The organism is Tropicibacter oceani, assembly GCF_029958925.1.
In the GTDB taxonomy this organism is placed as follows: domain Bacteria; phylum Pseudomonadota; class Alphaproteobacteria; order Rhodobacterales; family Rhodobacteraceae; genus Pacificoceanicola; species Pacificoceanicola oceani.
Map to the genome: position 1 here is coordinate 165,877 of NZ_CP124616.1, position 11,742 is coordinate 177,618.

General features: G+C 64.1%; 14 protein-coding genes. 9 read left to right on the forward strand and 5 right to left on the reverse strand.

The genetic code is table 11. The features are described 5' to 3' along the window. The first annotated feature begins 17 nt into the window (after positions 1-17). The 3 genes from QF118_RS00840 to QF118_RS00850 all read left to right on the forward strand — a co-directional run bounded on the left by QF118_RS00840 (position 18) and on the right by QF118_RS00850 (position 2,650). Complete coding sequence (locus QF118_RS00840; protein ID WP_282300748.1) at positions 18-758, forward strand: hypothetical protein; 741 nt, start codon at positions 18-20, stop codon at positions 756-758. Between the two features lie 93 nt (positions 759-851). After that, on the forward strand, positions 852-1,385 hold the full coding sequence (locus QF118_RS00845; RefSeq protein WP_282300749.1) for a ricin-type beta-trefoil lectin domain protein: 534 nt from the start codon (positions 852-854) through the stop codon (positions 1,383-1,385). A gap of 59 nt (positions 1,386-1,444) precedes the next feature. After that, positions 1,445-2,650, forward strand: a complete 1,206-nt coding sequence (locus tag QF118_RS00850; protein WP_282300750.1) for an Lcl C-terminal domain-containing protein — start codon at positions 1,445-1,447, stop codon at positions 2,648-2,650. Between the two features lie 150 nt (positions 2,651-2,800). Here the strand turns inward: QF118_RS00850 and QF118_RS00855 are convergent, their stop codons facing one another. Continuing rightward, complete coding sequence (locus tag QF118_RS00855) at positions 2,801-2,938, reverse strand: hypothetical protein (RefSeq protein WP_282300751.1); 138 nt, start codon at positions 2,936-2,938, stop codon at positions 2,801-2,803. Between the two features lie 149 nt (positions 2,939-3,087). On the opposite strand from QF118_RS00855, the gene QF118_RS00860 reads away from it, so the two are divergent. Then, complete coding sequence (locus QF118_RS00860) at positions 3,088-3,567, forward strand: response regulator (protein ID WP_282300752.1); 480 nt, start codon at positions 3,088-3,090, stop codon at positions 3,565-3,567. Positions 3,568-3,589: 22 nt separating this feature from the next. Here QF118_RS00860 and QF118_RS00865 read toward each other — a convergent pair whose 3' ends face one another. After that, entirely contained in the window at positions 3,590-4,231 is a 642-nt protein-coding gene (locus QF118_RS00865; protein ID WP_282300753.1) for a PEBP family protein, read from the reverse strand. A gap of 203 nt (positions 4,232-4,434) precedes the next feature. Here QF118_RS00865 and QF118_RS00870 point away from each other — a divergent pair, with 203 nt between their 5' ends. From QF118_RS00870 to htpX, 4 genes are all read left to right on the forward strand, one after another. Further along, on the forward strand, positions 4,435-5,004 hold the full coding sequence (locus tag QF118_RS00870; RefSeq protein WP_282300754.1) for a carboxymuconolactone decarboxylase family protein: 570 nt from the start codon (positions 4,435-4,437) through the stop codon (positions 5,002-5,004). Positions 5,005-5,154: 150 nt separating this feature from the next. Then, positions 5,155-5,799, forward strand: coding sequence for a DsbA family oxidoreductase (locus QF118_RS00875; protein ID WP_282300755.1), 645 nt, complete (start codon positions 5,155-5,157; stop codon positions 5,797-5,799). Positions 5,800-5,802: 3 nt separating this feature from the next. Continuing rightward, complete coding sequence (locus QF118_RS00880; RefSeq protein ID WP_282300756.1) at positions 5,803-6,417, forward strand: TetR/AcrR family transcriptional regulator; 615 nt, start codon at positions 5,803-5,805, stop codon at positions 6,415-6,417. 118 nt (positions 6,418-6,535) lie between these two features. Further along, positions 6,536-7,459 (forward strand): zinc metalloprotease HtpX, encoded by a 924-nt coding sequence (htpX, locus tag QF118_RS00885; RefSeq protein WP_282300757.1) that lies wholly within the window; start codon positions 6,536-6,538, stop codon positions 7,457-7,459. Here the strand turns inward: htpX and QF118_RS00890 are convergent. The 3 genes from QF118_RS00890 to QF118_RS00900 all read right to left on the reverse strand — a co-directional run bounded on the left by QF118_RS00890 (position 7,456) and on the right by QF118_RS00900 (position 10,477). Then, positions 7,456-8,361, reverse strand: a complete 906-nt coding sequence (locus QF118_RS00890; RefSeq protein WP_282300758.1) for an amidohydrolase family protein — start codon at positions 8,359-8,361, stop codon at positions 7,456-7,458. The genes htpX and QF118_RS00890 overlap by 4 nt on opposite strands. An 80-nt stretch (positions 8,362-8,441) precedes the next feature. Next, positions 8,442-9,809, reverse strand: a complete 1,368-nt coding sequence (locus QF118_RS00895) for a sensor histidine kinase (RefSeq protein WP_282300759.1) — start codon at positions 9,807-9,809, stop codon at positions 8,442-8,444. Next, positions 9,809-10,477, reverse strand: a complete 669-nt coding sequence (locus tag QF118_RS00900; RefSeq protein ID WP_282300760.1) for a response regulator transcription factor — start codon at positions 10,475-10,477, stop codon at positions 9,809-9,811. Before QF118_RS00900 ends, QF118_RS00895 begins: the two co-directional genes overlap by 1 nt. 148 nt (positions 10,478-10,625) lie before the next feature. Between QF118_RS00900 and QF118_RS00905 the strand changes: the two genes are divergently transcribed. After that, positions 10,626-11,702, forward strand: a complete 1,077-nt coding sequence (locus QF118_RS00905; RefSeq protein ID WP_282300761.1) for a type 2 periplasmic-binding domain-containing protein — start codon at positions 10,626-10,628, stop codon at positions 11,700-11,702. Positions 11,703-11,742 lie beyond the last annotated feature (40 nt).

An 11,742-nucleotide genomic window follows, 5' to 3' on the forward strand; every position in this document is an offset into this window, starting at 1 on the left:
AGCCGCGAGGCCAGAACATGACCCTCTCTCTCAAGATGAAACCGACAGCGACGCGCGACCAATCCGGCGACGCACTTGGCCCGATCGCCCGCACGCTTTTCATCGTCGCCGCGCTGTGGATCGTGTCGAGCCAGGGGTACTATGCCCTTGTAGACGCGCTGGGGCTTGAAAACGGGTATGATGGCGCACCGATCCTGTTCACGGGTTATTATCTTGGTTGGGCCGGCGTGGCTGCCTGGCTTTTCCGGTCGCTGTTCAACGACGTCCTCGACCGTGACCGGCTGACGCGCGAAGGGCTTGCCCTGCTGCCGATCCTCGCCGGCTTTGCGGTCTTTGTCGTCTATGTCCTGCCGCTGTTGCCCAAGGTGTCAGAGGTGCGGGCACCGGCGAACCCGCCCGAGTTCATGTTCGCATCGGCCTGGTATTACCTGCCGAAATCCGCTGACATCCTTTTCCAGCAGGTGCTGATTTCCGCGCTGATCCTGACCGGCGTGCGGGCCGGGCTGGGCCTTGGCGCCATGAGCCTTGGCATGGCGGCGACCTTCGGGCTGTTCCATCTTGGACTGGCCTTCGACGGGTTCTTGTGGCTGTACGTCGCCCGCTTCACGCTGGCCGCGACCCTTTTCGGCGCATTGCTGCCCTATCTGTACCTGCGCATGCGCAGCGGCTTTCGCTGGGCCTATTCGCTGCACTGGAGCTTTTACGCGGCTGACGCCGTGCTCACCCATCTGCTGCTGGCGGCGCCGCCCTGGGCGTGACCGGTTTCGCAAAGGACAGCCCACGCACTGTCAGCAAAGCCCCCCGACAGACCCAACGCCCCTGACCCCACCACGAACAAGAGACTCATTGCCATGATCAACATACGCCTCTCTGCCGCCCTTGCCGGGGCCTTTCTGACAGCTGCCACCGCCCAAGCCGAGACCGTCGAAATCCACCTGACCGACCTGCTGGACAACACGCAGAACGGATACTGCCTGGATATCGCCGGCGGACAGGGGGCGGACGCCGACCCCGGCAACGGGCTTCAGGGCCATACTTGTTACAGCCCCTCGGGCAATATCTTTGTGGACCAGGGATTTGATACGAACCGGTTCGCCGACGGGGTTTTGTACATGCCTGCCTTTGACGTCTGCGCCGAGATCGCCGCGCCGCAGGTCGGCGCGACCGTCGCCCTGGCCAATTGCACGGGCAGTGAAACCCAAAGCTTTGTCTTTGCGGGTCAGGGGACGATCAGCCCGGCCTTGGCGCCCGATCTGTGCCTGACGCTGGGTGCCGACACCCGGTTCGGGCGCAGCCCCACCAACCAGATCAAGGCGCTGTCGCTGCAAACCTGCAGCGATGACCTGGCGGCGTTTCAGACCTGGGCGAACCGCACCGCCCAGTGACCCGCACGGCGCGGGGACGCCCCCGCGCGATCCGAACGACACCCCCCAAAGGAAGGTTGATGATGCCCCGTTTCCTTGAATGCGCCGCGATTGCCGCCCTTGCCATCACGGCCGCCGGGGCCTGTCTTGCGCAGGACCTGACCTATCCGCTGGTCGATACGATGCAGGACCGGTGCTTTGACACCGCCGGTCAAACCATCGCCTGCCCCGCCGAAGGGCAGCCCCTGTCTGGACAGGATGCGCAGTACGCCCGCCGCGCCGCCGTCTACATCGACAACGGCGACGGAACCGTGACCGACAGCGTCACCAACCTGACATGGCAGCAAACGCCGGAAAATGCCCGGCTGCAGTTCTCTGAAAGCCTGACCTTTTGTCAGGCGCTGGAACTTGGGGGCCGGTCCGACTGGCGCGTTCCCACCATAAAAGAGCTGTATTCGCTGGCCGATTTCCGCGGCGAACTGCTCAAACCCGAGCAAGGCACACCCACCCCCTATCTGGACAGCGCCGTGTTCGGCTTTGACTATCCGCAGCCCCCGATGGTCTTTGCCGGCCAGTACTGGAGCAGCACCCTGTACGTCAAAGGCCCGGTCATCAACGGCCAGAACCAGGGTGCCTTTGGGTTCAACTTTGCCGATGGCCATATCAAGGCCTATGGCACCGGGTTTGATTTCTTTACCGGCGAGGCATCGGCCGACAGCGGGCTGCCCACCGGCGGCAATGCCCCCGGCAACTATGTGCGCTGTGTCAGCGGCACGGAAAACCTGTATGGTGTGAACGATTTCCAGGACAACGGCGACGGCACGGTCACCGACAGGGCCACGGGCCGGATGTGGCAGCAGGCCGATGACGGCACACGCCGCGAATGGGCCGAGGCGCTGGCCTATTGCGAAGCGCTGGACCTGGCCGGACATGACGACTGGGCGCTGCCGGATTCCAAGGAACTGCAAAGCATCGTCGATTACGACAAGACAGAGCTGCCCGCCATCGACGAAACCGTTTTTGGCATCACCAAGGATTCCGAAACGCTGGATTTCTGGACCAGCACGACCTTTGGCGACATCAAAAGCCACGCCAATGTCATCGCCTTTGGCAAGGCGCTGAGCAAGTCCGCCGATCAGGCTGAATACACCGACTGGCACGGCGCCGGGGCGCAGCGGTCCTCGATCAAGACCCTGACCAACCAGGAACTGACCGACGAAGACCTGTGTTCGATCAACGCCTGTGACGTCGACCGCCCCGACAACCTGGTGCGCTGCATACGCTAAGGCAAGCAGGACGGGTTTTGACGCCTGACCGCGGCAAACCCTGATATGCATGCAAGCGCCGCCTTTGGCGCGGGGGCAATATGCCTCGCTTGCGCTGTCGGCGCTGGTTGCGGTGCCACTGTCGGCCATCGCCGCCTTTCTGGTGGCACGTTACATCCCGACGCCGATCCGCCAGTTGGAGACGGTTGCCAAGCGGATGGCGGCCGGGGACATCACCCTGACGCTGGCCCTGCCGGACCGCGCGGCTTTGGCCTGCGACAGGCTGCGGATCGGGCAGGTGATCGACAACCTGCTGCAAAACGCCATCCGCTACACCGATGCGCCGGGGCAGGTGCGCCTGACAGTGCGGGACACCGGCGCAGCCTTTGTCCTGTGCGTCGACGCCCGTCCGACCTGGGCGGCCTGCGCATCACCGTCACATTGCCGAACGCAACGCCATGACCGACCCGCGCATCCTGATCGTCGAAGACGAAACCGCCCTGACCGCGGTTGTGCGCGACTACCTGGTCGCGGCAGGGATGGGCGTCGACATCCTGTCCGAAGGCACCGATGCCGTGCCCACGGCGCGTGAGGGACGTCCCGATCTGGCGATCGCCGCCCAAGCGCTGGGCATCACCGAGGATGACTTGCGCGCCGTGCTGCCGCCCCGCCGGGGCAATGACGCCTGGCCAAGGATGACAAACGCCCCGACAGAAACAAGACCGACCAAGATGACAACGACACGCAGCGCAACGCCCCTGGGGCGCAGACAGGTGCTGGCCCGCACCAACGGTCTGGATCTGTCCATCGCCTCGAGCGATCCGGCGGCGGGGATCGTCCATGACCCGTCGGACCGGTTTTCCAAGACCTACATGAACGCGCTGTTCCGGCACGGATTTGACCGCGGCGCCAGGCGCCGGCTTTGGACCATCGGCTAGGCATGGCCCCTTTGTCACCCCGTCATTCGACCGTCAGGCGGCACAGCACCGTGTTGCTTTGCTCAAGGTCGGGGCCCCAGATCAGCCGGGCGTCCGCATCCCAGGAAATGCGGTCATAGCCACCCTTGGGGCTGACCTCGGCCTCGGAAAACCCGGTGGCCTGCGGCCAGTCCGAGGCGTCGTAACCCGGCAAGTCCCAGCCCTCAGGCTCTGGGGTGATTTCAAAGGCGCAGACACCTTCGCCCGCGACCGGGCTGGACTGCTGCGCGCAGGATTTATCCAGCGGGGCGCTATGAATGACCAGGCACTGCCAGTCGGTGTTGCTGACCGCAACCGTTTGCCCGGCAACGTCCTTGATCTGCACGATGACACCGCCATCGCCCATCTGCTGCCGCCGTGTCCCGATGTATTCCAGACCGCTGTCGTTTTCCTTGAAATCCTTGGCGACAAGGCCGATCACAAAGGGGCGCGTGGCCTCGAAAGCAAAGCTTTCCGCGTTGAAGGACCGTTCGGTCGTGATCGCCACGCTGTCCTCGGCGACAAGATCGCCGTCGATGCGCATTTCAAACCAGTTGTCGGCCCAGACGTCGGCATAAAAGGTCTCGGCGGCCAGCGGCGCGGCGCAGAGCGCAAGCAGGGAAGATGCGGCAAGTACATGTTTCATGGGGTCATCCTGTTGGCTGTTTTCCTTTTTCTACGGACAAGCAGCAAGGTTCCGTCGCCAAAAAGCGCGGCACTGCTGGATTGGCGGGTCGGTGTGGCGGCCTCACATTTGAGTGATCGCTCAAATATAAACTTGAGTGATCGCTCAAAAATACCTACTTGCAGGTCATCGACACGAAAACCGCCCCTGAAAGGACGATCCCCATGGCCACCTTCCCGATCCACACCATCGAAACCGCCCCCGAAGCCGCCAAGCCGCTTTTGGAAACCTCGTTCAAGAACAACGGCCGCATTCCGGGCCTGCACGGCACGATGGCCGACGCGCCGCCGGTGCTGGCCGCTTATGCCTTTGCCCATCAGCAGTTCCTGGCCACCAGCTTGACCGACGAGGAAAAGACCGTGGTCTGGCAGACGATCAACGTCGAAAACAACTGCCACTATTGCGTTCCCGCCCACACCGGCATCGCCAAGATGATGAAGATCGACGACGCCATCACCGAAGCCCTGCGCAATGAAACGCCGCTGCCCACGGCCAAGCTGGAAGCACTGCGGAGCTTTACCCTGGCGATGATCCGCGACCGCGGTTTCGTGTCCGACGCCGAAACCCAGGCCTTTCTGGATGCCGGTTACACCGAAACCAACATTCTTGAAATCATCCTTGGGGCGGCGCAAAAGCTGATGTCGAACTACACCAACCACTTTTCCAAAACGCCCGTTGACCAGGTGTTCCAGAAATTCGCCTGGGAAAAGAAACCGGCTGTCGCGGCTGAATGATCCAGCGTTCAGGGCGGGCAACCGCCCTGAACACCCCCACCCGATGCAGTGCAGCGACTTGCGGGCCCTGTGATCGGGACCGTACATAGCTGAACAAACGATCCTTCTGGCCGCCGGTCAGGGCATCGGCCAAGACCGGAGCATCAGACCATGACCGACCCCCTGCGTATCGACATCGTGTCGGATGTGATGTGCCCGTGGTGCATCATCGGCTATCGCCAGCTTGCCCTGGCGCTTGCGGCGACCGGAACGCCCCATGACATCCACTGGCACCCCTTCGAGCTGAACCCGCAGATGCCGCCCGAGGGCCAGAACACCCGCGACCACATCATCGAGAAATACGGCAGCACGCCCGAACAGTCGGAACAATCGCGCCAGCAGATGAAGGCGCTTGGCGACGACCTGGGCTTTGATTTCGCCTGGGCCGAAGATTCGCGCATGCACAACACCTTCAACGCCCACCAGCTGCTGCATTGGGCGAACACGCAGGGCCGCATGCATGACCTGAAACAGGCGCTTTTCACGGCGCATTTCACCCATCGCCGCAACCTGTCGGACACTGGCGTGCTGGCCGAAATCGCGTCCCAGATCGGGCTGGACCGCACCGAGGCAGAGGCGGTGCTGACCGATCAGCGCTATGCCAACGACGTGCGCCGCGCCGAGCAGTTCTGGCAACAGCAGGGGATTTCCGGCGTGCCCGCCATGGTGTTTGACCGCAAACATCTTGTCACCGGGGCGCAGGGCGTTGAAAACTACACCAGCATTCTGACCCAGCTTGCGCAGATGAAAGGCTGACCCATGGCCCGCGCCACGAACTATGATCGTGATGCCGCACTGGATGCGGCCATGACCGTGTTTTGGCGCAAGGGCTATCACGCGACCTCTTTGAAAGACCTGGAAAGCGCGCTGTCGATGAAACCGGGCAGCATCTACGCGGCCTTCGAAAGCAAGGAAAACCTCTATCTTCTGGCGATCCAGCGCTATTTCGAGGCCTCGCGCAACGGGTTTCGCGCACAGATGGCCAAGGCCGCAACCCCGCTGGAAGGGCTGGCCGCCCAGTTCCGGACCTATGCGAGCCTTGCCCAGGGCGATCCGTCGCGGCAGGCCTGCATGCTGATGAAGACCGTCATCGACACCGCATCGACGGACCCCGGAATTGCCGCCGCCTCGCAACGCTATCTTGACCAGATGTGCGCCGAATTCGCCCAAGCCTTCGAAGCAGCCCGTGCCGCGGGCGAGATCTCGCAAGTCGCCGATCCCATGCGCCTTGCGCGGCGCTACCAGGCCAATATCTCGGCGCTGCGGGTGGAATTGCTGCGCGGCGCGCCGCGTGATCACATCGCCCACCTGGCCGAGGATATGGCCCGCGAAACGATGGCGCTGCGCCAAGCGCCCGACAGGCCCGGCGCCTAGTCGCGGGGCCGCGGTTTCCAGTGGCGGTTTGCCCCAACCTTGGGCGCCCGCGCTTGTGCGGGCCGCAAACATCCCCATATTTCGACTACCGATTGCGCAAGACATTCAGGAGACGACAATGGGCTATGTGAAGACAGCGATGCTGATGGCGGCGTTGACGGCGCTGTTCATGGGCGCGGGCTACCTGATGGGCGGATCGGGCGGCGCGCTGGTCGCGCTGGTCGTCGCGGCGGCGATGAACGCCTTTACCTGGTGGACCTCGGACAGCATGGTGCTGCGGATGCACAACGCCCAGCCTGTGATCCAGGGCGACCGGATGGGCCTGCATGCCCTGACCGCCGACCTGGCGCGGAACGCCGGCCTACCGATGCCCAAGGTCTATGTGATCGACACGCCGCAGCCCAATGCCTTTGCCACCGGGCGCAACCCCGAAAACGCCGCCGTCGCGGTGACCACCGGCCTGATGCGCAGTCTGAGCCAAGAAGAACTGGCCGGGGTGATCGCCCACGAACTGGCGCATATCCGCAACCACGACACCGCGATCATGACCGTCACCGCGACCTTTGCCGGTGCGATTTCGATGCTGGCGAACTTTGCCTTCTTCTTTGGTGGCTCGCGCGAGCGGATGGGGTTTCTGGGAACGCTTTTGATGATGTTCCTCGCGCCGATGGCGGCGGCGCTGGTGCAGATGGCGATCAGCCGGACACGCGAATATGCCGCCGACAAGGCAGGGGCCGAGATTTGCGGGCAACCGCTCTGGCTGGCCTCGGCCTTGGAAAAGATCGCCATGGGGGCGGCCCGGATCGACAATGACACGGCCGAACGCCATCCGGCAACGGCGCATATGTTCATCATCAACCCGCTGCACGCGCATAAACGCGACCGTCTGTTCGCCACCCACCCCGCAACCGAAAACCGCGTCGCCGCCCTGCGCGAGATGGCAGCCAAGCGCGGTCACGCCCCGCGCAGCGCCAGCCAGCCGCTGTCCAGCAGCCGCATCCCCAAGACCCGGAAAGGCCCCCAAAGCGGCCCCTGGACCTAGGCCGGCATGTCCGGAAAACCATAAAGCGCCGCCGGATTATCAACGAGGATCTTGCGGCGCAGCGCGGCGTCGCACCCCCAATCGGCCAGCTGTTCCAGCAGCGCGCCGTCGTTCGGCATCACGCCGACATGGCGCACATGCGGCCAGTCCGACCCCCAGATCAGCCGGTCTGGATTGGCGGCAATCAGCGCCCGGGCCATGTCAGCGGTATCGGTATAGGGCACCCTGTCCAGCGCGCTGATCCGGTAAGGACCCGTCAGCTTGACCCAGGCCTGACCACCTTCGAAGGCGTTCAGGAAACGCCGATACCCCGGATCGTTCAGGCCCTTGTGCACCTTGGTATAGCCCAGGTGCCCGAACACCACCGGCACATGCGAGGCCGCCAGAACCGCGCCGATATCCTCGAAGGTTTCGACATGGGCCAGGAATTCGATGTGCCATCCCAGATCGGCAATGCGTGCGGTGAATGTCAGGGCGTCGTTGATCGACGGAAATGTCATGCCGCCGCTGTCGACCACGTTGACGCGAATGCCGCGCGCCCCGGCGGCGTGAAAGGCCGCCAGCTGGGCGTCCGTGACATCCGGCGTGACCGACACCACCGCCCGCAACCGGACAGGATCGGCACCCGACACCGCAAGCGCGGCGGTGTTGTCCTCGCCATAGACACTGGGCTGCACGACCACCGCGCGCGCGATCCCCAAGGACGCGGCGACGCGGTCATAGTCGCCGATCTCCAGCGGCGGCGGGGTATAGCTGCGGTCCGGCACATAGCGATGTTCGTGCCCGGACGGGAAAACGTGGAAATGCGTATCGCAGGCCCCTGCCGGCATCTCGAAGGACGCCGCGCGCGGGGCCGCGTCCGGACTTGCGCAGAATGGCCTGTCGTCTGTCTGACCTGTCATGTCTTTCCTCCCGTTCTGGCACCATAGTGGACAGGATCAGCGCCCCGCCCACAAGCAGATTGAAGCGGGTCAAGCGGCCCTCAGGCACCCGGCGCGGCATGCACCGGCAGCACAAGGCGGAGCACCGTGCCGCGTTCGACCGCCAACAGCCCGGCGGTGCCGCCATGCCTGCGGGCCACCTGTTCCACGATGGCAAGGCCCAGCCCGGTGCCTTCGCCATTGCGCAGTTGCGAAAAGCGGCGGAACGCCGTGTCGGCCTGATCCGGGGGAATGCCGATCCCGTCATCCTGGACCGTCAGCAGAACCTGACCGTCCTGCAACGCCGTGCTGACGGTGATCCGTGTCATCCCGGGGCCGCCATGGTGCAGGGCGTTTTCGACAAGGTTGGTCAGCGCCTCGCCCATCAGCACCGGATCGCCCAGCACCGGCAGGGCCTGCAAAGCGCGTTCAAAGCCAAAACCGATATCCCGCGACAGGACGACAGGGGCAAGGGTACGGCACGCCTCGTCGATGATCTCATTGAGATCGAAAACCGTCTGCTTCCCCGCCGTGTCATAGCGCAGCCGTTCAAGCGACAGCAGCTGGTCGGCCAGCCGGGCAGAGCGACGTGCGGCATGGATCAGGTCGCGCTGGCGGGTCTCGCGCTCGGCCGGGTCCTTGACGCCGGGCAGGCTTTCCGCCAGCGCCAAAAGCGCGGACGCGGGATTGCGCAGCTGATGCGCAGCGTCGGAAATGAAGGCCTGGTGCGCGTCGATGCTGTCCTTCACCTGCCCGAAAAGCCGATTGAGGGTGGAAACGATTCCCGCGACCTCTTTTGGAACCGGGCGGCGGATGCGGCCCAGGTCATCCGGAGAGCGTTTGCGGATCGCCTCTTGGAGGTCGTCAAGCGGGCGCAGGCCGATCTGGACGCCGAACCAGATCACCAGCGCCAGCGCCAGCATCAGCCCCGCGATCAGGACGGCCGCCCGCAGCGCCAGTTCCCGGGCAAAGGCGCGGCGGTCACTGACCCGCTGCCAGACGGTGACGATGGTTTCGCCGGTCAGATTGCCGATGGTGTGGGTTTCCGCCATGCGCAGGACGCGCATCGGCTCTCCTCGATAGTCGGCGTGGAAATAGGCAGGCTCGCCGGTTTGCGTCTGCGTTTCGGGCCGGGGCGGATAGGCGTATCCCGTGACGTATATGCCACCCGGCCCGGTGACGTGATAAAAGATCTCGCCGCTGCCCGCATCCGAGATGAAGCCGCGTGTGCTGGGCAGCAACGCATCCCCGCCCGAGATTGCCACATCGCGCGACACCGCAAGCGCCGCGGCCAGCAGGCTGCGGTCGAACAGCTCTTCCGAGGTGCGTTCGGCGGCGTTCAGGCGCCAGAGGCCCAGCAGGACGGACAGCAGCAACAAGGGTGGAAGGATCACCAGAACCAGCCGCAATCGCAGGGAAAAGACCCGCATCAGCCGTCGATCTCCAGCATGTAGCCAAGACCGCGGGCGGTGCGGATGCGGATGCCGAAGGGCTCCAGCCGTTTGCGCAACCGCGAGACATGCGGCTCGATCGCGCTGTCCTCGGCGTCCGATCCGGTGCCATAGACATGGGTGATCAGCTGCGCCTTGGAAACGATGCGCCCGCGCCGTTCCAGCAGACATTCGAGCGTCGCGATTTCCCTGCGCGGCACGTCAAGCGGCCTTTGGTCCAGAACAAGCTGGCGGCCATCGCGGTCAAAGACCAGCGGCCCTAGCCGGTCAAAGGCGGCAAATTCCAGGTTCTTGCGCCGTGCCATCGCACGCAGCCGCGCCTCCAGCTCGTCCATCTCGAAGGGTTTCGTCAGGTAATCGTCCGCTCCGGCATCCAGTCCGGCGACACGCTCGGCCGTCTCGGAGCGCGCGGTCAGCAGGATCACTGGCGTGCTGTCGCCGCGTCGGCGCATCGCGCGCAGCACCTCCAGCCCGTCGAGCCCGGGAAGGTTGAGATCCAGCACCACAAGGTCCGCGCCCTCCTGGGACAGGAATTCATCGGCATCGCGCCCGTCATGCAGGATGTCGACCGCATGGCCACGATCGCGCAGACGGTAGGCAATACCATTGGCGAGGGCTTCGTTGTCTTCGACGATCGCAATGCGCATGCTCAGAACTTTGTCAGGTTGCGCAAGTTTCGCGCAAGGTTGAGATCGCAGGTTAGCGCTGTTGGAGGAGGGATTCGATCCCTGAATGTTAAACATGGCGACCGGAGCGGAATGCGCACCGGTCCTCAGGGTCTACGGGAGGACACCTATGACCATCAAGACACTTGCAACCTCTGTTGCAGCAATCGCCCTTATGGCGGCACCGGCCGTGGCCGAAGTCGATTTCAGCGGCAAGACGATCGAGTGGGTCATCCCCTTCTCGGAAACCGGCGGTTCGGCCAAATGGGCCAACTTCTTTGCGCCGCTCTTGTCGCAAGAGCTGCCCGGCCAGCCGACCGTGGTGGTGAAATTCATGCCGGGCGCGGGATCGACCAAAGGCGCCAACTGGTTCCAGGAACAGGAACACGGCGACGGAACGCTTTTGTTCGGCACCTCGGGGTCGACCCAGTTCCCCTATCTGCTGAACGATCCGCGCGTGCGCTATGAATACAACGACTGGATCCCGGTCATGGCGTCCGGCACCGGCGGTGTCGCCTATCTGAACGCCGAGGACGGCAAGAAATTCGACGGCTCGGCCAATGGTCTGAAGGACGTCGATTTCATCTTTGGTTCGCAGGGGGCAACCGGGCTGGACCTTGTGCCGCTGCTGGCGTGGAAGATGCTGGGCATGAACGTCGAACCGGTCTTTGGCATCAAGGGGCGCGGTGACGGCCGCCTGATGTTCGAACGCGGCGAGGCGACGATCGATTACCAGACCTCCTCGGGCTATCTGTCGGGCGCGGCCGATCTGGTCGCGGCGGGCACTGCCGTCCCGATGATGTCCTGGGGCGCGCTGGACGAAAACGGCGTGATCGTCCGCGATCCGACCTTCCCGGACATGCCGTCCTTCAAGGAAGTCTGCGAGGCCACCGAGGGCTGCGAAGCCGAAGGTGTCGCCTGGGATGCCTGGAAGGCCTTCTTCATCGCCGGCTACCCGTCGCAGAAAATCGCCTTTTTGCCGAAGGGCACGCCGCAGGATGTCGTCGACACCTATGTCGACGCCTTCACTGCCGTGCGCGCCCGGCCCGACTTTGCCGAAATCGCATCGAACGAAGTGGGCGAATACCCGCTGTTCGTCGGTGCCGGCGCACAAAAGGCCGCCGCTGAGGCGACCGTCGTTTCGGACGAAGCAAAAGCCTATGTCATCGACTGGCTCAAGACGTCCTACGGCGTGACGCTGGAATAAGCGCAGGCTTCGCCGGGTTCCCGCGCAACACGCAGGAACC

Excerpts from the sequence above, each read along its gene's own strand:
- QF118_RS00840 (WP_282300748.1), top strand. The coding sequence starts at position 18 with ATGACCCTCTCTCTCAAGATGAAACCGACAGCGACGCGCGACCAATCC.
- QF118_RS00845 (WP_282300749.1), top strand. The coding sequence starts at position 852 with ATGATCAACATACGCCTCTCTGCCGCCCTTGCCGGGGCCTTTCTGACA.
- QF118_RS00850 (WP_282300750.1), top strand. The coding sequence starts at position 1,445 with ATGATGCCCCGTTTCCTTGAATGCGCCGCGATTGCCGCCCTTGCCATC.
- QF118_RS00860 (WP_282300752.1), top strand. The coding sequence starts at position 3,088 with ATGACCGACCCGCGCATCCTGATCGTCGAAGACGAAACCGCCCTGACC.
- QF118_RS00865 (WP_282300753.1), bottom strand. The coding sequence starts at position 4,231 with ATGAAACATGTACTTGCCGCATCTTCCCTGCTTGCGCTCTGCGCCGCG.
- QF118_RS00870 (WP_282300754.1), top strand. The coding sequence starts at position 4,435 with ATGGCCACCTTCCCGATCCACACCATCGAAACCGCCCCCGAAGCCGCC.
- QF118_RS00875 (WP_282300755.1), top strand. The coding sequence starts at position 5,155 with ATGACCGACCCCCTGCGTATCGACATCGTGTCGGATGTGATGTGCCCG.
- QF118_RS00880 (WP_282300756.1), top strand. The coding sequence starts at position 5,803 with ATGGCCCGCGCCACGAACTATGATCGTGATGCCGCACTGGATGCGGCC.
- htpX (WP_282300757.1), top strand. The coding sequence starts at position 6,536 with ATGGGCTATGTGAAGACAGCGATGCTGATGGCGGCGTTGACGGCGCTG.
- QF118_RS00890 (WP_282300758.1), bottom strand. The coding sequence starts at position 8,361 with ATGACAGGTCAGACAGACGACAGGCCATTCTGCGCAAGTCCGGACGCG.
- QF118_RS00895 (WP_282300759.1), bottom strand. The coding sequence starts at position 9,809 with ATGCGGGTCTTTTCCCTGCGATTGCGGCTGGTTCTGGTGATCCTTCCA.
- QF118_RS00900 (WP_282300760.1), bottom strand. The coding sequence starts at position 10,477 with ATGCGCATTGCGATCGTCGAAGACAACGAAGCCCTCGCCAATGGTATT.
- QF118_RS00905 (WP_282300761.1), top strand. The coding sequence starts at position 10,626 with ATGACCATCAAGACACTTGCAACCTCTGTTGCAGCAATCGCCCTTATG.